Source organism: Runella defluvii (assembly GCF_014195535.1).
Classification (GTDB): Bacteria; Bacteroidota; Bacteroidia; order Cytophagales; family Spirosomataceae; genus Runella; species Runella defluvii.
In genome coordinates this window covers 64,220-83,427 of sequence record NZ_JACIBY010000004.1, presented here as the reverse complement: position 1 = coordinate 83,427, position 19,208 = coordinate 64,220, and the positions used below count along the sequence as shown (strand labels likewise).

Below are 19,208 nucleotides of genomic sequence, written 5' to 3'. Positions count from 1 at the left end.
TGAAGATGTTATTTTTTAAATCTCTGAGCAATAAAATGATCCAACCCAATTCTTCCTGACCCCATCACGATGGCGTACAACGAAATCCAAAGAAAGCCCATCGCGGGTAGCATTTCCCATACTTCGCCACCCCATTTTTGGAAGAAAATAGCCACCAACATGGTACAAGCCACCATAAAACCTGCCAACCGAGTCCCCAAGCCAAGCACCAACAGCGCCCCACCGAAGGTTTCGGCCAATACGGCAGCCCACGCAAAAAATGCAGGGAATAAAGCGAAAATACCACCAAACTTGGATACGTCTTCCACAAACCAATCGGGTGTAGGAAACTTACTACCGCCAAAATTGACCATTAAAAAATAGCAACCCATAATGCGTGGAATGGCCAATACTAAATCTGAGTACCAAGTAGAGGTATAAACGGGCGTGATGATGTTGGAAAGTACTGTTTTCATGGCTGTAAGTGAGTTTTGAGTCAGTGAATGATTAGAAAAATTGGTTAATGCGATGGTTGACAATTGCTTTTTCATGTACGTAAGTGGTAATTAGTTTTTATAGCCCATTGATAATCCCGTGTCGCCTTTGACGTGAAGTTCGACGGCTGCTTGTTCGTCATTTGACTTATTTTGGATGCGTAACGCCGTATTTTTATCTACCTTTACCTTCACCGTTTCATTAGGTTTGACAATGACTTGCGAGTGTCTCCCGCCTGCTACGGGTGCTTCCCAAATTTCTACATTTGAGGTGGAGGCATTTTTAAGTTTGACCGAAAACTGTCCGTGTTCGTTGTTTCCCAAAATAAAGCTGTCTTGTGCTTTGATGTAGGTCGTTGAATGGAGTGATGTACACGAAGTACCGATAACGGCGAAAATGACAAATGAAGCTAAGGCCTTTTTCATGGTTGTAAGAAAGTTTGGACAACCGCTTCGTTGCGATTGATGATGCAAAGGTGCAGTTCACCAACACGGCCCACGCTCCAAAACATGATTTGGCACGTCTCAAATGATGATTTGAACCATAATCCTTGAAAAAACGCCTAAAAAGCTGCTATTTCGGGGCAAAAGAAGAAAATCATGGCAAAAAATAACCGCAACGGCATCGTCTATTCTACCGACCCCAGCTTTCAATTCGACGATTCGGACGAAGAACAGGAGACTCCCACTCCTCAGCAACAAGACCTGAAGGTATGGCTCGAACGCAAAGGAGGCGGAAAAGTAGTGACGGCCATCAAAGGATGGACGGGCAAAACGGGCGATATGGAAGCCTTAGCCAAACAACTCAAAAACCTCTGCGGCACGGGCGGCACCGCCAAAGACCGTGAAATATTGATTCAGGGAGATTTTCGCGACAAAATCGTAACGTGGCTGTTGGCCAAAGGTTATAAGGCTAAAAAGGCGGGTGGGTAGAGAGCAAAAACATTAAGGGGGTTAATACAACAACCCAAAAATCCATAAAGGAATTTTATTCCCAAAACCTATTTCAATATCATCGGCGGCTATGTAGGCATCCGCGACGTTAGCGATTTGGCGCTGGGTTTTGTTTGCTCCTCCTACCTCGATAGTATAGCGTCTATCCAGCCGAAAATCGCCTTGCTCGGTATATTCAACACGGTGTTTAGGCTGCGTCTGACTAAGTAAAAAACTTTCACGTAGCGTGCCTTTGTCAGGACGGGTTTCTGTGAGTGCATATTGTAAATTGGGATGACTCAAATAAACTTTTTCTGGTTTTTGGAGGCGCGTAATCCCAAAACTATCGCGGTGTAATAGAGACAATATCCCTAACTCCTCCAAATAATGTAGGTAGTCAACCACGGAGCTACGGGTAGCTTGGAGCATTTCACCGAGCTTAGAAATATTGGGTTTGAAAGGAACACTCTCGGCCAGTACCACCAACAATTGCTTGAGTTTATCTACGGTAGCATAACTAGTGCCGTAAGCCGCAGGGAGGTCAAGCTCAAGACTAAGGCGGATTGTCTCAGAAAGTTTTTGGCTATATATATCTTCATTTTCAAGGAAATAAGGATAATACCCGTACTCTAAGTACTTAGACCAATATACAAATGGTTTAAAATTCTCAGTCAACTCTACCGCTATTGTAGTGTGGCTTTTTAGTAAGTCTTCTAAGGAAATAGGAGTAAAATTAGCCACTTTTTGAATTTGGAGAAACTCTCGAAAAGATAGCCCAGGCAAGGTGTACATTACTGCTCGGCGGCTGAGGTCTCCCCGACTGCGTTCGAGATGAATGATGGAAGAACCCGTAAAAACAATCCTTAATTCGGCAAAATCGTCGTATAAATTTTTGATTTCCTGCGACCAGTTGGGGTAACGGTGCACTTCATCAAGCATAAGCAATTGCCCACCTTTTCGGACAAAATCAACGCCTAAATCGTATAAGCGGTGATTACTGAAATACAAATCATCCAAACTGACGTACAATGACTTGGTTAAGTCGAGCTTTGCTTCTTTGAGGTATTGTAGTAAGAGGGTGGTTTTTCCCACTCCCCTTGCTCCTTTAATCCCAATAAGACGATTGCGCGCCCAATCAATTTCATGGATGGCATCTCGTACAAAATCAGTACGAGTACGCTGGAGTTTGGGGAGGTATTTCGCAAACAACTGTTCCATTTTTATATTTTCTAAAATACAAAAATAGCAAAAAAGTGTATTTTATAAAATACACTTTTGAGGAATACATAGCTGTTGGCCAAAGGTTATAAGGCTAAAAAGGCGGGTGGGTAGTTATTTTTTCTTGTCGTTAAGTCCCCACAACTGGATGCCGAAATAGGCCAATGAACCACGGGGCTGAACGGCCTTGCTCACTAACCCTCCAAAATTGCTAAATCCGATGTAGGCAGGGCCAAAGCGTACCGAAAAACCAATGGTGGGTTTGCTGTTTCCTTCCCACCAAGTAACAGGAAGGGTAAACTCAACATCTTCCCCTTCAAAACGTGGTGTCAGTGAAAACACCTGCGGCTGGGCTAAATTCGCGGGCAATGCGCCTACGTTGGTTGGTTTTATCCACGTAGCATTCACAAAAAACGACTTGGCCAATTGCACATCAGCATCAATGTTCAGCGTACGTGGCAGGGCTGTCGATGACGCGTAAGTGGCAGGCTTCGCCGTCCCGAGTATTGTTTCTAACCCTTTTACCGAATTATTACCAATATCAATGAGTTGGTTTTGGTTAATGGTCAATTTATTCAGTGTACCGCTGTATTGTTTGCCCGTCGAAGGGTACGAAATCTGTCCTGCATCCGTCAGTGCCACCCCGATTCTGGCAATGTAATTGGCCTGATTTTCGGCGTGCTGGCGAATGCGCCCAATTTCGACCGTCGCTCCAAGGTCGATAGCCGTTCCTGAGCCGTAGTCCGACGAAAACAGGCTTCCCAAACTAAACGACTGAACGGGGTGGGTATAGCCATATTCGTAACTTACATTTCCCAACTCCATCACATATTCGTCGGCATTGAGGGGTTTAACTTGGTAATTGGCATTTTTGATGGTCAAAAAAACATTCCGCGCCCCCGACAGCCGCTTGATTGTTGCCCCTACTTTCACCCGAATCAGTCCATCCAACCGCAAAGGCATCGCCGCCACTGTGAGGCCCGTTTCAAAAAACGAGTGTTGGTTCATGGTAAAATTGGTAAAACTCCCCGTCGAAGCCGTGGTAAGGCCGTCGTCGAGGCGGTATTTATAGGCATCAAAAAGGGCCGAAGGTACACCAGAGCCTTGCACAAACCCACGTAAGCGTGTCTGAAAGCCCACCACTAGCCAATTGTTTTTCCCCACACCCACGTAGCCCGACGGTGTCCGTAACTCGGCCAATACATTTACATTGTCCCCCTGGGTAAGTGTTCCTGTCAGCTTCGACTTTCCGTACATATCCGATTCGGCGTAGGCATTCCGAAAGGGATGAAACAGGGCATCGCTCCGAAAATACTTAAAATAGCGGTTGTTGACGGTGGTATTGAAGGATAATAAATTGATGTGATAACGGTAGCGCGTTCCCGCAATCGCCGACGGATTGAACGTGGCACGATTGATACCCGCATAATTGCTACTGTGCTGACCCAGAAACTCTTGGGCATGGAGCGACGAAGCGCTCATCAACGCAAAAAAGCCTGCCAAAGTCAAAATAGAGCGGAGTTGTTTCATAAGTAGGGAGATTGGACTAACGTAAACTCGTCCCAAAATTCGTCAAAAAAAATGATTAATTTTGGAAAAAATGTCCCCTATGAACAACCGAAATTTAATACGATTCGATTGGGCAATTAAGCGATTGTTGAGAAATAAAGCCGATTTTTCGGTGTTAGAAGGTTTTTTATCCGAGCTGCTTCGCGACGACATTCTGATCCAAACAATTTTAGAAAGTGAAAGCAATCAACGCTATGAATCTGATAAGTTTAACCGGGTTGATATGTTGGTTAAAAACTCCAAAGGAGAACTAGTCATCATTGAAATCCAAAATCAAAACGAATACGATTATTTCCATCGAATGGCCTATGGTACTTCAAAGGTGATTACTGATTACATCTCAGTGGGAGAACCGTATAGAAATATCAAGAAAGTATATGCCATCAACATTGTCTATTTTGACTTAGGGCAAGGCGATGATTATGTTTACCACGGGAAAACCGATTTTTATGGAATTCATACCTCAGGCAAATTAAGTCTTTCTGATAAACAAGTCGAGATTTTAGGCAAATCTGAGCCGTTTCAAATTTTCCCTGAGTATTACGTTTTAAAAGTGAATCAGTTTAACGACGTTGCCAAAGATTCGTTGGACCAATGGATTTATTACTTTAAAAACAACGAAATCAAGGACGAGTTCAACGCCAAAGGAATTGCCAAAGCGAAGGAACTTTGGCGGGTAGATAACTTAAACGAAGAAGAGTTACGAAATTACCATCATCATATTGAAAACCTCAGGTACCAAGCTAGCATGGCTTGGACAATGCAAATTGATGCCGAAGATCGTGCTAAAAAACAAAAGGCAATGGAGATTGCCAAAGGCATGAAACATGAAAATTTAGACCCAAGTTTAATCATAAAATTGACAGGTCTAACCCAAGAAGAAATCAATTTGCTCTGATTACCCAATTCTCCCTCTATGCACTTCCGAACCGAGCTGATTGTCCCCGAAAGTCCTGACAAAATCACCTTGCAAACCCCCGTACTAACGCTAGGCTCGTGCTTTGCAGAAGTGATTGGCACAAAGCTCGTTGAGAATAAAATCCCGACCCTTTCCAATCCGTTTGGAACGCTATTTAACCCGTTGTCTATCGTCAAACTCTTGCATCATGCCTTAGAAGGAACTCCACCCGACGAGCGTTTGTACGTTGAACACCAAGGGGTTTGGTTTCATTACGATTTTCATTCGTCGTTGTGGGCGGCTTCACGCGAAGAACTGCGGGAACGGCTTGTTACTACATTGGCTGCCGTTCAGCAATGGCTTTCTCGCACCGAAGTGCTGATTATCACCTTGGGTACGGCATTTGTGTATCGTCACCTCGAAAGTGGTCAGTGGGTCGCCAATTGCCATAAAACACCGAGTTCGGCCTTCCAACGAAAACTGCTACAAACCGAGCAAATCGTGGCCGCTTTTGACGGATTTTTCACCAAACTTCCCACCTCCCTTAAAGCCATTTTTACGGTCAGCCCCGTACGCCATACCCGCGATACGCTCCCGCTCAACGCCGTCAGTAAGTCGTTGCTGCGCGTGGCTTGTCACGAACTTTCGGAGCGGGGTCATGCCTACTTTCCTGCCTACGAATTATTACTCGACGACCTCCGCGATTATCGCTTCTACAAATCTGACCTTATTCACCCCAACGAACAAGCTGAGGACTATATTTTCGAGCGATTTGCTAACGCTTATTTTACCAAAGAGTTACAAAAATTTATCCAAGAATGGCAAAAGATTCGGCAAGCGCTCGGACATCGTCCGCTGTACCCCAATACCGCTAGTCATCGTCAATTTTTAGAAAATTTACTCCAAAAACTGCAAAAAATCGCCATTGATGTTGATGTAAACCCCGAACTAGCCACGGTATCCGAGCAACTTGCTTCTTTGTAAAAAAGGCATTCTGCTCGACAAATCCACTCCAAACGCCGTTTTTTAACGAACATACTGTGGATAAAATGGGTTTTAGTGGTATATTTGCCATAGAGCATGAAATCAGCAAGTGTCACATACATTCTAAAACAAATCGTTTGTTGGGCTTTACTCCTTCAAATGATTCACCTATGTATTGCCCCTGTGCCACCGATAATTTTAGAAAAAACGGCCACGCTTTACCGCGACAACACCTGTCATCAACGTCCCCAAAACTTTCTCTCCTTGCTTACTGTTTCGTTGGTTAATTCCATCGCAAGCCACACAGATGCCCCTTCCAATGAAAAAGGAAGTGAGAGTTCTTTTCTTGAGGATTTCAGCATTGGCCTTATTTGGCCCCCGTTTGACGTAGAATTTTTATCCATTCAACTCACCGATGAGTTGGACGCCAATTTCGACCATTATTTAGGACTTCTTGAAACGCGAGAAATTGAACCCATTTCTCCGCCTCCAAACTTTAGCTAACTTCCTTTACTAGGGCCTCATTTTGAGCGCTCTGAGGACTTGGTTTTCCGAGTCTTTCGCTCTGCGTTTTCCATTACTGTATATTTCAACACAACCATTATTTCTTATGAGAGTACCATTAATCCTCACTTCGGTGATTGGGCTGTGCATTTCGGCCTGCTCAACTGCTGATTCAAACCAAACCACCACCCAAGAGAAGTACCCTGTTATTCAACCGATTACGATTGACACCGTCTATCATACAGACTATGTTTCGGACATCAACTCCGTTAAAAACGTTGAAATTCGTGCTCGGGTCAAGGGCTATATTGAAAGCATTCACGTGGACGAAGGAAAAACAGTACGCAAAGGCCAAGTACTTTTCCGTATCAGTAATCAAGAATATAAAGGGGATTTATTGCGCGCTACGGCTGTGCTAAAAAGTGCCATTGCTGAGGCCAAAACCGCTGAACTTGACCTACTAAACGTCAAGAAATTGGTGGACAAAAATGTGGTATCCAAAACCGAATACGACATGGCCAAAGCCAAACTCGACGCCCTCAATGCCCGCATCGAAGAGGCCGAATCACAAGAGCAAAGCGCCAAGCTCAAGCTGTCTTTTTCGGAAATCAAAGCGCCTTTCGACGGCATCATCAACCGTATTCCTAACAAAATCGGAAGTTTGATTGACGAAGGAACGTTGTTGACCACCATTTCCGACAACCAAGAAGTATATGCTTATTTTAACGTTTCGGAAAAAGAATATCTCGAATTTGCGACCAACAATAAGCAAACTGACCATCGAACTGAGGTTGAATTGATTCTGGCCAACAGCGAAGGGCATCCGCACAAAGGATACGTCGAAACCATTGAAGGTGAGTTTGATAACGCCACGGGAAGCATTGCGTTTCGGGCGCGTTTTCCTAATCCCGAACGTATCCTCAAACACGGTTCGAGTGGTAAAGTGCGGGTGTTGCGTAAAGTAAAAAACGCCCTCGTAATTCCTCAAAAATCAACCTTTGAAATTCAAGATAAAATCTACGTCTATGTAGTGGACAACCAAAACAAAGTCCAAATGCGAAGTTTTGTGCCTAAACTCCGAATGCCACACTTATATGTATTGGAATCGGGGATTAGTCCGAACGACAAAATCATTTATGAAGGGTTGCAAGACATGCGCGTCGGCATGAGTATCAAACCTGAAATGAAGTCGTTCGCCACAATTCGTTCGCAATTGACGCAGCAATAATGCCTGCTGTAAAACCCATTGTCCCACACAAATACGTATCATCATGTTTACCTTGTTTATCAATAGGCCCGTCCTATCGATTGTTATATCGCTCATCATCACGCTGCTAGGGCTGCTTGCCATGACCCAGCTCCCCGTGACCCAATATCCCGACATCGCTCCTCCTGCCGTAACGGTAACGACCAAATACACAGGGGCTAACGCCGAAGCCTGCTCTAAGGCCGTGGTAACACCGCTCGAACGTGCCATCAACGGCGTACCAGGCATGACCTACATGACTTCCGTGTCGGGCAACGACGGTACCAGTATCATTCAGGTTTACTTCAAAGTAGGTACCGACCCCGATTTGGCTTCCGTAAACGTCCAAACACGGGTAGCCACCGTCCTCGACGAATTGCCCGAAGAGGTTATCAAAGCGGGGGTATCGACCGAAAAAGAAGTAAACAGTATGTTGATGTATATCAACCTCTTGAGTGAAGATACCACCGCCAATGAAGAGTTTTTGTACAACTTTGCCGACATCAACGTTGTGGCAGAATTGAAACGTGTCGATGGCGTTGGTTTTGCCAACATCATGGGGCAACGTGAATATTCAATGCGGGTATGGCTCAAACCCGACCGCATGACGGTTTACAACGTTTCGGCCGATGATGTCATTTCGGCCCTCCGCAACCAAAACGTAGAAGCTGCTCCTGGAAAAATCGGGGAAAGTTCTGGCCGCAAATCGCAGTCATTGCAGTACGTTCTTCGCTACACAGGGAAATTTACTGACCAAGCACAGTACGAAAATATCATCATCAAGGCCAATCCAAGTGGTGATATTTTACGTTTGAAAGACGTGGCCGACATCGAATTTGGCTCGTTGAACTACAACGTTTTATCCAAAGAAAACGGCCGTCCATCGGCCGCGATTTTGCTCAAGCAACGCCCTGGCTCTAACGCAAGTGCGGTGATTGCCAACATCAAAACCAAAATGACGGAGTTGCAGAAATCGTTCCCGCCAGGCATGACCTACACTGTCAGCTACGACGTGTCGCGCTTTTTGGATGCTTCTATCCACGAGGTAATCAAGACCTTGATTGAAGCCTTTATTTTGGTGGCCTTGGTGGTGTTTATCTTCTTGCAAGACTTCCGCTCTACGCTCATTCCTGCTTTGGCCGTACCTGTTTCGCTTATTGGTACATTTTTCTTTATGCAACTATTCGGGTTTTCCATCAACCTCCTCACGTTGTTTGCCTTGGTATTGGCCATCGGGATTGTGGTTGACAACGCCATTGTGGTCGTCGAGGCTGTTCACGCCAAGATGGAAGAAAAAGGGCTAAATGCCAAAGACGCCACCATCGAATCCATGAACGAAATCAGCGGCGCCATTGTGGCGATTACGCTCGTTATGACGGCCGTGTTTGTACCCGTAGCATTTATGGACGGCCCATCAGGGGTATTTTATCGCCAGTTTTCGATTACGATGGCCATTTCGATTGTAATTTCGGGAATCAACGCCCTGACGCTTACACCCGCGCTTTGCGCCATCATGCTCAAAAGCCACCACGGCCAGAAAGCCACGCTGCTCACCCGCTTTTTTGACGGATTCAACAATTGGTACAACGGCGTTTCAGATCGTTATCGCTCACTGATTAACGTCATTGCCAATCGCCGAGTTGTGACGTTTGCCATGTTGGTGTTCTTTATCGCTGCCACCTGGGGAACCAACCTCGTGCTTCCATCGGGCTTTATTCCAACGGAAGACCAAGGTACGATTTATGCCAACATCACGACGCCGTCGGGCGCTACCCTCGAACGTACCGAAGCCGTGGTCGATGAAATTGAAAAAGTAAGCCTAAAACTCGATGCCGTGGAGTCGATTTCGACTTTATCGGGCTTTAGTTTGATGACCGACGGTGCGGGGGCTTCATTTGGTATGGGAATGATGAACCTCAAACCGTGGGAAAGTCGCAAAGAATCGGTCGATGACGTGATTGCTTTGTTGTCCGAAAAAACCAAACACATCAAAGACGCCGACATTCAGTTTTTCCCGCCGCCTGCTGTGCCTGGTTACGGAAACGCCAGCGGATTTGAGTTCCGTCTGCAAGACCGCACGGGAAGTGGCAACCTGCAAGCCATGGAAAAAGTAACGAAGGCGTTTATTGAAGAACTCAACAAACGCCCTGAAGTGGTCAATGCGTTTACGAGCTATGACGCGAGTTTTCCGCAGTATTTGATTCACGTTGACAACGAAAAAGCGGCCCAAAAGGGCGTCTCGATTGACAATGCCATGAACAACCTGCAATCGCTTATTGGTAGTTTTTATGCCACCAACTTTATTCGTTTTGGGCAAATGTACAAAGTGATGGTGCAAGCATCGCCTGAGTACCGAATGCAACCTGAGGATATTCTCAAACTGTACGTTAAAAACACCGAAGGCGAAATGGTGCCGTACTCCGCTTTTGTCAAAACAGAACGGGTGTATGGCCCCGAGCAACTTACGCGCTACAACATGTTTACGGCAGCAATGATCAACGGCGACGCCGCCCCAGGTTTTAGTAGCGGCGATGCCATTCGGGCGATTCAAGAAGTAGCCGCTCAGAAACTACCCAAAGGCTACACCTACGAATGGTCGGGCATGACGCGCGACGAAATCTTGTCGGGCGACCAAGCCATTTACATTTTTATCATCTGTCTTATTTTCGTGTATCTGTTGCTTGCGGCACAGTACGAGAGCTTTTTGCTACCGCTTCCCGTGCTTTTATCGCTGCCAACGGGGATATTTGGTGCCTTTTTCTTCTTGGCGATTTTGGGGTTACAAAACAACATTTACGCCCAAGTGGCGCTGGTGATGTTGATTGGTTTGTTGGGTAAAAACGCCATTCTAATTGTCGAGTTTGCCATTCTCAAACGCAGCGAAGGTTTCACGCCGTTGCAGGCGGCTATCGAAGGAGCAGGCTCCCGTTTACGTCCCATTTTGATGACTTCGTTTGCCTTCATTGCGGGCTTGATTCCGCTTATGATGGCCTCAGGCGCAGGTGCCATCGGAAACCGTACCATCGGAACAGCCGCTGCGGGCGGAATGCTCTTCGGGACAATCTTTGGGGTGATTTTAATACCAGGTTTGTACGTGGTATTTGAAACCCTCTCCGACCGATTGTCGCGCAAAAAGAAAAAAGAAGTTGCCCACCTAACCCACGAAGTCAATGCGTAAACTCACCCATATCCTCCTGTTAGGGCTGTTTGTTGGCGGCCTATTTTTCTCGGGTTGTAAATCACTCAAAGCGCCCGAACAGTTACCTACGTTTGCCCCAACGCCCGATTCTTTCAATGGCGCTGCACACAGCAGCAATGCCGCTGATATTCACTGGAAAAGCTACTTTTCCGACCCTAATTTGGTATCGCTTATTGATACCGCATTAGCCAACAATTTCGATATTCGCATTGCGCTTCAGCGCATCGAAACCAACAAAGCCCAAGCTGAACGCGCCAAAGGGCTTACGCTGCCTTTTGTGACGGGTGCTGGTACTGTTGGACAGCGCCGTTTTGGGAAATACACCATGGATGGCATCGGAAACTACGACACCAATTTCTCCAACAATATCTCTGAAAATCAGCGCATTCCCGAGCACTTACCCGACTTCAACGTTGGACTTCAAAGCTCATGGGAATTGGATATTTGGGGGAAATTGCGGGCCAGAAAAGAAGCGGCTTTGGCTCGGTATTTGGCCTCAGTCGAAGGGCGTAATTTCGTCATAACGAACCTAATTTCTGACATTGCTTCGTTGTATTACGAGCTGATGGCGCTCGACCGCGAACTTGACTTGTTGAAAGAAACAATTACGTTGCAAGAAAACGAATTGAATATTATCAAGATTCAAAAAGACGCAGGCCGCTCCAACGAACTGGCAGTAAAGCAGTTTGAAGCACAGCTTCTCAGCACGCAAGGTCTGGAAGCAGAGATTTTGCAGCGCGTACGTGAAGCCGAAAATCGCATCAATTTTCTGTTAGGCAGGTATCCAAACCCAATCATTCGCTCCCGGAATTTGTTTATGACGGGGCTTCCAAATCAAATCAAAGCGGGCGTACCTGCAGATTTGCTCAAAAACCGCCCCGACGTAAAACAGGCAGAATTGGAACTGGCTGCGGCCAAGGCCGAGGTGTTTATTTCAAAGGCGGCGTTTTATCCTTCACTCAACATCACAGGTGCACTTGGGCTTCAATCTTTCAATCCGCAGTTTTTGATTTCACCCCAATCCATTGCTTACAACCTCATTGGTGGGCTGGCCGTACCGCTTTTCAACAAAACCGCCCTCAAAGCCGAACTAAAAATGGCAAGAGCGGCGCAGGTGGAGGCCGTTTACAACTATCAGCGTAGCATTCTAAACGGCTATTTTGAGGTCTATAACCAGCTTGTGTTAATCAATAACCTCGAAAAAATTTACGATTTCAAACGCGCTGAGGTGGACGTACTCAATACCTCCATCCAAACCGCTTCGGATTTGTTCTCTACGGGTCGCGCTTCGTATTTGGAAGTTATTTTTAACCGTAAAAGTGCCCTGCAATCACGCATCGACTTGATTGACGTGCGGAAGCGTCAGTATTTTGCCGTCATTGGCATTTATCGTTCGTTGGGAGGAGGTTGGAAATAACCCATCCAAGGCGGTTTTATTTGTTTCCAAGGCTTTTTTTTTACATTTGTGGTAATCGAGTATGCGTTTTTATTCGATTACCACTTTTTTAATGCACTTTTTCAGCACTCAAACCAAACCTAACTAAACTGACCTTTTTTATGTCCGAAAAAACACTATTTGGCCATCCCAAGGGCTTATTTGTACTGTTTTTCACCGAAATGTGGGAGCGTTTTTCCTACTACGGTATGCGCGCCATCCTTCTGTTATTTTTGCTCGACAAAACCTCAGGGGGAATGGGCCTCAACGAAGGTGAAGGGGGCGCTATTTACGGATTATATACCTTCTCTGTCTATCTTTTATCGTTGCCTGGCGGCTGGCTTGCCGATAACGTTTTGGGTCAACGCAAAGCCATTTGGTACGGCGGTATCGCCATTATGCTGGGCCACATTGTACTTGCGTTTCCCGCATCGCAGGCCGTATTTTTTACGGGATTAGGGCTTGTAGCTATCGGAACAGGCTTGCTCAAACCCAACATCAGTTCTATTGTCAGTGAGTTATACCCTGAAGGCGGTGCCATTCGTGATGCGGCCTTTTCCATTTTTTACATTGGTATCAACACGGGTTCGTTTTTGGGCATTTTGATTGTAGGTTACCTTGGTCAAAAAGTAGGCTGGCATTACGGCTTCGGAGCAGCGGCGGTAGCCATGTTCTTGGGCTTGCTTGTTTATCGTTTTACGGCCCAAACCTACCTCCAAGACAAAGGTATGTTGCCCAAGGCGTTGGCCTCGGACAAGTCTTCCGAAAAAACCAATCCTATTACGTGGGGATTGCTCGGCGCGTTGGTAGTTTTCATGCTGGTCATGCAGTTCAATGGGATGTTCCAATGGGGCAGCAAGGCAGCCGTAGCTACCTCAATGGGTGTGATTGCGGTAGCCATCGTTATCGTTTATTTCCTCAACCTCATTTTTGCGTCAGGACTTGATACCACCGAAAGAAAACGTATTGTTATTCTCTTTATTCTCTTCTGGGGGGCGGTATTGTTCTGGGCTGGGTTTGAGCAACAAGGTTCGTCGCTGCAAATTTTTGCCGACCGCTATTCGGAACTTCCTTTTGGGATGCCGTCGAGCTGGTTCCAAAACTTCAATCCTTTCTATATCCTCGTTTTTGCGCCTGTTTTGGGTGGTTTGTGGGTATTTTTGGAGAAAAAACAACTTAACCCTCCTTTGTTGGTAAAATTTGCCATTGGTTTATTCTTACTAGCATTAGGCTATTACATCATGGTTGTAGGTGCGCAAATAGCCCTTACTGGCGTAAAAGCCTCTGCTTTGTTCTTGACCTTTACGTATTTGTTCCATACCCTTGGTGAACTGTGCTTGAGCCCCGTTGGACTAAGTGCTTATACCAAACTTGCGCCTAAAAAATACTTGAGTCAATTGATGGGTATTTGGTTTGTAGCTGCGGCCTTGGGCAATCTTTTTGCAGGTTTGTTTGCGGGAGGTTTCGACGAAGAAAACGTTCAGCAAATGCCCCAAATGTTTATGAGCATCGTTTGGTTCTGCTTGGCCGTGGGCGGAGTAATCTTCATTCTTCAACGCCCACTCAAAGATTGGATGGGAGGAATTAAGTAATAAATCATGACAAAAAAAGAGCTACGCCATGTGTTTAAACAACAACGTATGGCTTTGTCTCCTACCGAAACAGCCGCGCAAAGTCAAGCCATTGCGCGGCTGTTTTTTGCTTCTTTTCCTGTCGCTGACTTCCAAGCCATTCACTGTTATTTGCCCATCCGTCGCCAAAACGAGGTAGATACCTTCCCCATTATTGATACCCTTCAACACGAATTTCCCCGTACCAGCATCGTCGTTCCGCGTAGCCTTCCTCAAACGGGTGAAATGGAGCATTATCTGTGGACACCCGACATCGAACTTCTCTCAAATCAGTGGGAAATTTTAGAGCCAAATCCTTCAACTTCCCTCCATTTTCCAGTACCAAAGATAGATTTGGTGATTATTCCACTTTTAGCTTTTGACCACCAAGGTAATCGGGTTGGGTATGGAAAAGGGTTTTATGATCGTTTTTTGGCAAAGTGCCGCTCCAATGTTCTCAAAGTAGGCGTGTCTTTTTTTGACCCAATACCAACTATCACCGATGCCGACGCCTTTGATGTTCGTTTAGATTACTGCATCACTCCTAGCAATGTATGGCGATTTTCATCCACTCCTTCGGTTTCAATAGACAGGCTTTGAATCACTTGCAACTCGGTAGTTGTTTGGTTTTAAGAAACCAAACACACAACAACTTTTTGATTTTGAGAAACCAAGGACGCAATAACTGTTTGGTTTTGAGAAACCAAACACACGGTGCGAGAAACCAAGTCCGTTTTGTTTTTTTGGCGTTGGTTTTTCTTTGGCTGCCTTTTTCCAATATTGCCCAAACCCTCACGGGAAATATCATTGACGACGCAACCAATCAGCCCCTGCCTTTTGTCAACGTTTTTATCAGCAACACCACCAAGGGGACACAAACTGATGTAAAAGGGAATTTTTCGCTGCGGATCCAGACTTCGGGCTACGTCAAAGTGGTGGCGTCGATGGTGGGGTTTAAATCGTTTGAACAAGAAGTTGTTTTACGTCCCGACGAAACCCGTCGTTTTTCGATTCGACTCCAGCCTGACACCCGTTTTTTAGCGGAAGTCAAGGTGGCTGGCAAACGCGACAAACAATGGAAACGGCTGTACAAAGATTTTCAACGTGAGTTTTTGGGGCGTACCAAAAACGCCCGAAACTGCGAAATCAAAGACCCGTATTTCATTGACCTGAGTCGAAAAAAACAGGTGCTTCATGCGACTTCGTCCCGCCCTTTTGAGATACACAACAAATCGCTTGGCTATGATATTGAATACCAATTAGAACAGTTTAATGCCACTACGACAACCTACGAATTTAGCGGCAAGTTGTTATATCGGGAAATGACGGCCAAAAATGACGCCCAGCAAAAAGAGTGGGAATTGGCCCGAAATGACGCGTATCGAGGCTCTATTTACCATTTTTTAAGGGCCGTAGCCCACAAAAAAAGTCAGTCGGAAGGCTTTCGAGTATATCTGGATACGGACACCACGACGCAACGAATTTCCCGAAATCGGTATTTTAGGAACAACCGCCTCCTTGAAATTAATCCCGATACGTTGGCTTATACCGATGTGGCTTTGCAACGCGTGATTTTGCCCAATCGTAAGTACGAAATCCATTATCTCCATCGCCGCGACCCACAAAGTTGGTATTTCGACCTCAACCGTGAAGTCACTTGGCTGACCATCAAAGGGGCAGCTTTTGCCTTTTCGTACGATGGTATTCCTGAAAATTCGTACCAATTTGAGACGGGAGGGAGCATGAGTAAAAAACGCATCGCGGATTTGCTTCCCAACGACTACCAGCCCAACGACAGCCTTTCGTCAACGCTGCTCGAACAAGCTGGATTGATTCCTCATTTTCAAAAACAAGAGAAGTTTCTTCTGCAACTCTCGCAATCGCACTTTGCACTGGGCGACACGCTTCGCTATCAAGTAGAAGTTATTGATGCTACTTCCCACCAATTTATCCCCCAAACCATTGTGTATCTTGCCATTCGCAACGAAAACAACGTAGTTTGGCAACAACCTTTATGGATAGAAAACGGGCGACTTTCGGGACATTGGGTGGTTCCTGATTCATTGCAGGGAGGTACGTACCAGCTGATTGCGTACAACAACTGGGCAAGGCATTTTGATGAGCGTTTTTGGGGACGAACCTCTTTTCAGGTCATCGATGCGTCTGTTTCATCTGCACAAAACGATTCAATCAGCGTGGCATTTTTTCCTGAAAGCGGGCATTTGATTGCAGAACTACCCAATCGAGTTGGGGTTCGTAGTTTTACCAAATCGGGTGCTCCTGTGGCGGTTGATGGTTGGGTACTCAATGCCACCAACGATACCCTGATGACAGTTAAAACCAACGGGCAGGGGTATGGAAACTTCTTTATCATGCCTCCCTCTACCCAGCCCCTTCGAGCGAAATTAAGCAATGGAAACGAAGTCAGTCTCCCTGCTATTCGGCCCAAAGGCTACGTCGTCAACGTTGATGTACTGCGCGATACGGCGACGGTCATCATTAAAATTTACAACAACCTTTCAGCCCAAGAATGGAAACCGATGCGCCTGCTGATTCACTTACGCGGGCAAATTGTCTATGAGGCCATCGCTACTCCCAAAGGGAATCTAACTACCGCCCGCATTGCCAAAGAAGATTTGGAAGGAACAGGCGTTATGCAAGTAACCCTGCTCGACGCTCTCAATAATCCGATTGCCAATCGCGCTTTTTATCATTCGTCCGACGAAGACGACGATGCTTCCTTTCATTCTCAGCTTTTTGAAAGTGAATTAAGTGCGTGTTATTTCGCCACAACCACCAACCTTGCCCGAACATTAGACGCCCTCTTACTCACGCACGAAGTTCGTCCCTACAGTTCGTCGGATGCAACGGTGCTTGAGTACGAATCTGGGCTGACATTACGAGGAATAATAAAACAACCCAACGGACGTCCCGTGGCTAACAGCCCTGTGATTGGCCTTGTACAATCAGATTCCACCGCTCTGCATTTTCAAGCCTCAACTGACGCCGAAGGAAATTTTGCCTCGACTCCCATGTTGTTTTTTGGAGAAACAAACATTACCATTCAAGCGCAAAGTGACAAAATCAAAAACGCATCCATTGCACTTGATACCAGATGGACGCCAATTGTTCCCCAATGGTTTTGGCATCCTGTCCAGCACCTCAGTTCGTCGAAAAGAGATAGTTTAGCCCAAGTTTCGCGGCAACGTCATGCGGTACCTACCACAACACAAGCGCCTAACGTTTCAAAAGACTTCCGACGCCCCTACCTCAAGGCCGATAGTACCTTGGTTATCGACAAATCAGACCATGCCTTTCCCCTTTTACGCTTGTTGGGTGAATTTCATGGCCAAATCAAGCCCAAAACCGATGGGGTCTATTGGATAGAAAAAGGAGAAAAAGTGTCAACTCGAAAAGCTTTTTTGAGCATCGACGGGCTGCCTACCTCTTGGGAATCGTTGCAAGCGCTTTCTGGGCAAGAAATTGAAGCCATCGATATCATCAGGCATTTCCAGGCATCCAACGAGCCCACTACCGAAGGAATGCTAAACGTCATTCTAAAACCCAACAGTCGGTTTTGGACAGAACAAAATTTGAAACGTTTCAAAGCCAATGGATTAATAAAATGACAAAAAAGTTTGCCAAGTTTTAACTTTTTTACAAAAAATCCATTATTTTCTTGACTTACTTCTGAGAAAGACCTTATTTTGCACCCACATTTTTAATCGTCACTGTGAACACAAAGAAATCTAAATAGACACGCGGAGCCTGATGGGATATTGACCCTATCATGCCAGCGTGTTTGTCCAGATTCTTAACCTTCGCGGTGACGTTTTTTTTATGTACATCCGTTAATTTTTAATAACTCAAACAAGAGCAAACCAATGAAAATCGCAGTAGTAGGCGCTACCGGTTTGGTAGGCAGCGAAATCCTCAAAGTACTCGAAGAGCGTAACTTCCCAATCACTGAGTTGATTCCAGTAGCATCAGAAAGATCAGTAGGTAAACAGGTCACGTTCAAGGGTAAACAGTACACCATTGTTAGCTTTGAAGATGCAATTGCAGCAAAGCCAGCTATCGCTATTTTTTCGGCGGGTGGTGGAACTTCTTTGTCGCTTGCTCCTAAATTTGCGGAGGCAGGTATCACAGTCGTTGACAACTCATCGGCTTGGCGTATGGATCCAACCAAGAAATTGGTAGTACCCGAAATCAACGCTTTTACGTTGACCAAAGAAGATAAAATCATTGCTAATCCCAACTGCTCAACCATCCAAATGGTGGTGGTTTTGAATCCATTGCACAAGCGCTATGGCATCAAACGCGTGGTAGTTTCGACCTACCAATCAGTAACAGGAACGGGTAAAGCAGCCGTTGACCAATTGTTTGCCGAAAGAGCTGGTAATCAAGACGCTCCAAAGGTGTATCCTCACCCTATCGACCTTAACGTATTGCCTCACATCGATGTTTTCTTGGACAACGGCTATACCAAAGAGGAAATGAAAATGACCAACGAAACCAAGAAAATCATGATGGATGATAACATCGCCGTTACTGCTACGACGGTGCGTATCCCGACGATTGGTGGTCACTCGGAAGCCGTAAACATTGAGTTTGAAAATGAGTTTGACCTAAAAGATATTTACGAAATCTTGGGCCAAGCCGAAGGCGTGGTAATCCAAGACGACCCGCAAAATAAAGTTTATCCAATGCCTTTGACAGCACACGGCAAAGATGAGACGTTTGTAGGACGTATTCGCCGCGACGAATCACAACCTAAAACCCTCAATCTCTGGATTGTGGCCGACAACCTTCGCAAAGGAGCCGCCACCAACGCCGTTCAGATTGCAGAGTATTTGGTGAAAAACGAATTAGTATAAGCTTGGACAGCGGTCAGACGATAGTCAGACCGCGACACCCCTAGACTGACTACTGTCTGACCAGCAAAAACCTTGGTCTGACTATCGTCTGACTAGCAAAAGCGCCCGTCGAGTGACATCGATTGGCGCTTTTTTTGTGAATTGTTACGTTGTTTCCAATACCTTTCCGAACTTTGCGTTATTATTGAATCTGTGATAACTCACTGCTTTTTTCTCATTTTCACAAATTACCTTTCTGACTTTCAACGTCCTAAAGACAAAG

15 protein-coding genes are annotated in these 19,208 nt (G+C 45.7%); 11 read left to right on the top strand and 4 right to left on the bottom strand.

Annotated features, from left to right (window positions below):
- Positions 1-8: 8 nt before the first annotated feature.
- Together FHS57_RS10555 and FHS57_RS10550 are read right to left on the bottom strand one after the other, a co-directional pair.
- Positions 9-530: a DoxX family protein gene (locus tag FHS57_RS10555; RefSeq protein ID WP_221225599.1), complete on the bottom strand. Its 522-nt coding sequence runs from the start codon at positions 528-530 to the stop codon at positions 9-11.
- Between the two features lie 15 nt (positions 531-545).
- Positions 546-899 (bottom strand): hypothetical protein, encoded by a 354-nt coding sequence (locus FHS57_RS10550; RefSeq protein ID WP_183973314.1) that lies wholly within the window; start codon positions 897-899, stop codon positions 546-548.
- 174 nt (positions 900-1,073) lie between these two features.
- Here FHS57_RS10550 and FHS57_RS10545 point away from each other — a divergent pair, with 174 nt between their 5' ends.
- Complete coding sequence (locus FHS57_RS10545; protein ID WP_183973312.1) at positions 1,074-1,406, top strand: translation initiation factor; 333 nt, start codon at positions 1,074-1,076, stop codon at positions 1,404-1,406.
- Between the two features lie 21 nt (positions 1,407-1,427).
- Here the strand turns inward: FHS57_RS10545 and FHS57_RS10540 are convergent, their stop codons facing one another.
- A complete protein-coding gene (locus FHS57_RS10540; protein WP_183973310.1) occupies positions 1,428-2,624 on the bottom strand; it encodes an ATP-binding protein in 1,197 nt (398 codons plus the stop codon).
- A gap of 114 nt (positions 2,625-2,738) precedes the next feature.
- Positions 2,739-4,154 carry a DUF5723 family protein gene (locus tag FHS57_RS10535; RefSeq protein WP_183973308.1) on the bottom strand — a complete coding sequence of 472 codons (1,416 nt, stop codon included), beginning with the start codon at positions 4,152-4,154 and terminating at the stop codon, positions 2,739-2,741.
- A gap of 79 nt (positions 4,155-4,233) precedes the next feature.
- Here FHS57_RS10535 and FHS57_RS10530 point away from each other — a divergent pair, with 79 nt between their 5' ends.
- From FHS57_RS10530 to FHS57_RS10485, 10 genes are all read left to right on the top strand, one after another.
- The gene (locus tag FHS57_RS10530; protein ID WP_183973306.1) at positions 4,234-5,091 is read left to right on the top strand and encodes an Rpn family recombination-promoting nuclease/putative transposase; all 858 of its coding nucleotides are present in this window, start codon (positions 4,234-4,236) and stop codon (positions 5,089-5,091) included.
- Positions 5,092-5,109: 18 nt separating this feature from the next.
- Complete coding sequence (locus tag FHS57_RS10525) at positions 5,110-6,075, top strand: GSCFA domain-containing protein (protein WP_183973304.1); 966 nt, start codon at positions 5,110-5,112, stop codon at positions 6,073-6,075.
- Between the two features lie 159 nt (positions 6,076-6,234).
- On the top strand, positions 6,235-6,579 hold the full coding sequence (locus FHS57_RS10520) for a hypothetical protein (protein WP_183973302.1): 345 nt from the start codon (positions 6,235-6,237) through the stop codon (positions 6,577-6,579).
- A gap of 106 nt (positions 6,580-6,685) precedes the next feature.
- On the top strand, positions 6,686-7,807 hold the full coding sequence (locus FHS57_RS10515; RefSeq protein ID WP_183973300.1) for an efflux RND transporter periplasmic adaptor subunit: 1,122 nt from the start codon (positions 6,686-6,688) through the stop codon (positions 7,805-7,807).
- A gap of 43 nt (positions 7,808-7,850) precedes the next feature.
- Positions 7,851-11,003 carry an efflux RND transporter permease subunit gene (locus tag FHS57_RS10510; protein WP_183973298.1) on the top strand — a complete coding sequence of 1,051 codons (3,153 nt, stop codon included), beginning with the start codon at positions 7,851-7,853 and terminating at the stop codon, positions 11,001-11,003.
- Positions 10,996-12,441: a TolC family protein gene (locus FHS57_RS10505; RefSeq protein ID WP_183973296.1), complete on the top strand. Its 1,446-nt coding sequence runs from the start codon at positions 10,996-10,998 to the stop codon at positions 12,439-12,441. The genes FHS57_RS10510 and FHS57_RS10505 overlap by 8 nt, the downstream gene beginning before the upstream one ends.
- Positions 12,442-12,581: 140 nt before the next feature.
- Positions 12,582-14,051, top strand: a complete 1,470-nt coding sequence (locus tag FHS57_RS10500; RefSeq protein ID WP_183973294.1) for a peptide MFS transporter — start codon at positions 12,582-12,584, stop codon at positions 14,049-14,051.
- Between the two features lie 6 nt (positions 14,052-14,057).
- The gene (locus tag FHS57_RS10495; RefSeq protein WP_183973292.1) at positions 14,058-14,669 is read left to right on the top strand and encodes a 5-formyltetrahydrofolate cyclo-ligase; all 612 of its coding nucleotides are present in this window, start codon (positions 14,058-14,060) and stop codon (positions 14,667-14,669) included.
- A gap of 95 nt (positions 14,670-14,764) precedes the next feature.
- Complete coding sequence (locus tag FHS57_RS10490) at positions 14,765-17,698, top strand: carboxypeptidase-like regulatory domain-containing protein (protein WP_183973290.1); 2,934 nt, start codon at positions 14,765-14,767, stop codon at positions 17,696-17,698.
- A 255-nt stretch (positions 17,699-17,953) separates the two neighbouring features.
- Positions 17,954-18,946, top strand: coding sequence for an aspartate-semialdehyde dehydrogenase (locus FHS57_RS10485; protein ID WP_028525416.1), 993 nt, complete (start codon positions 17,954-17,956; stop codon positions 18,944-18,946).
- Positions 18,947-19,208: the final 262 nt, after the last annotated feature.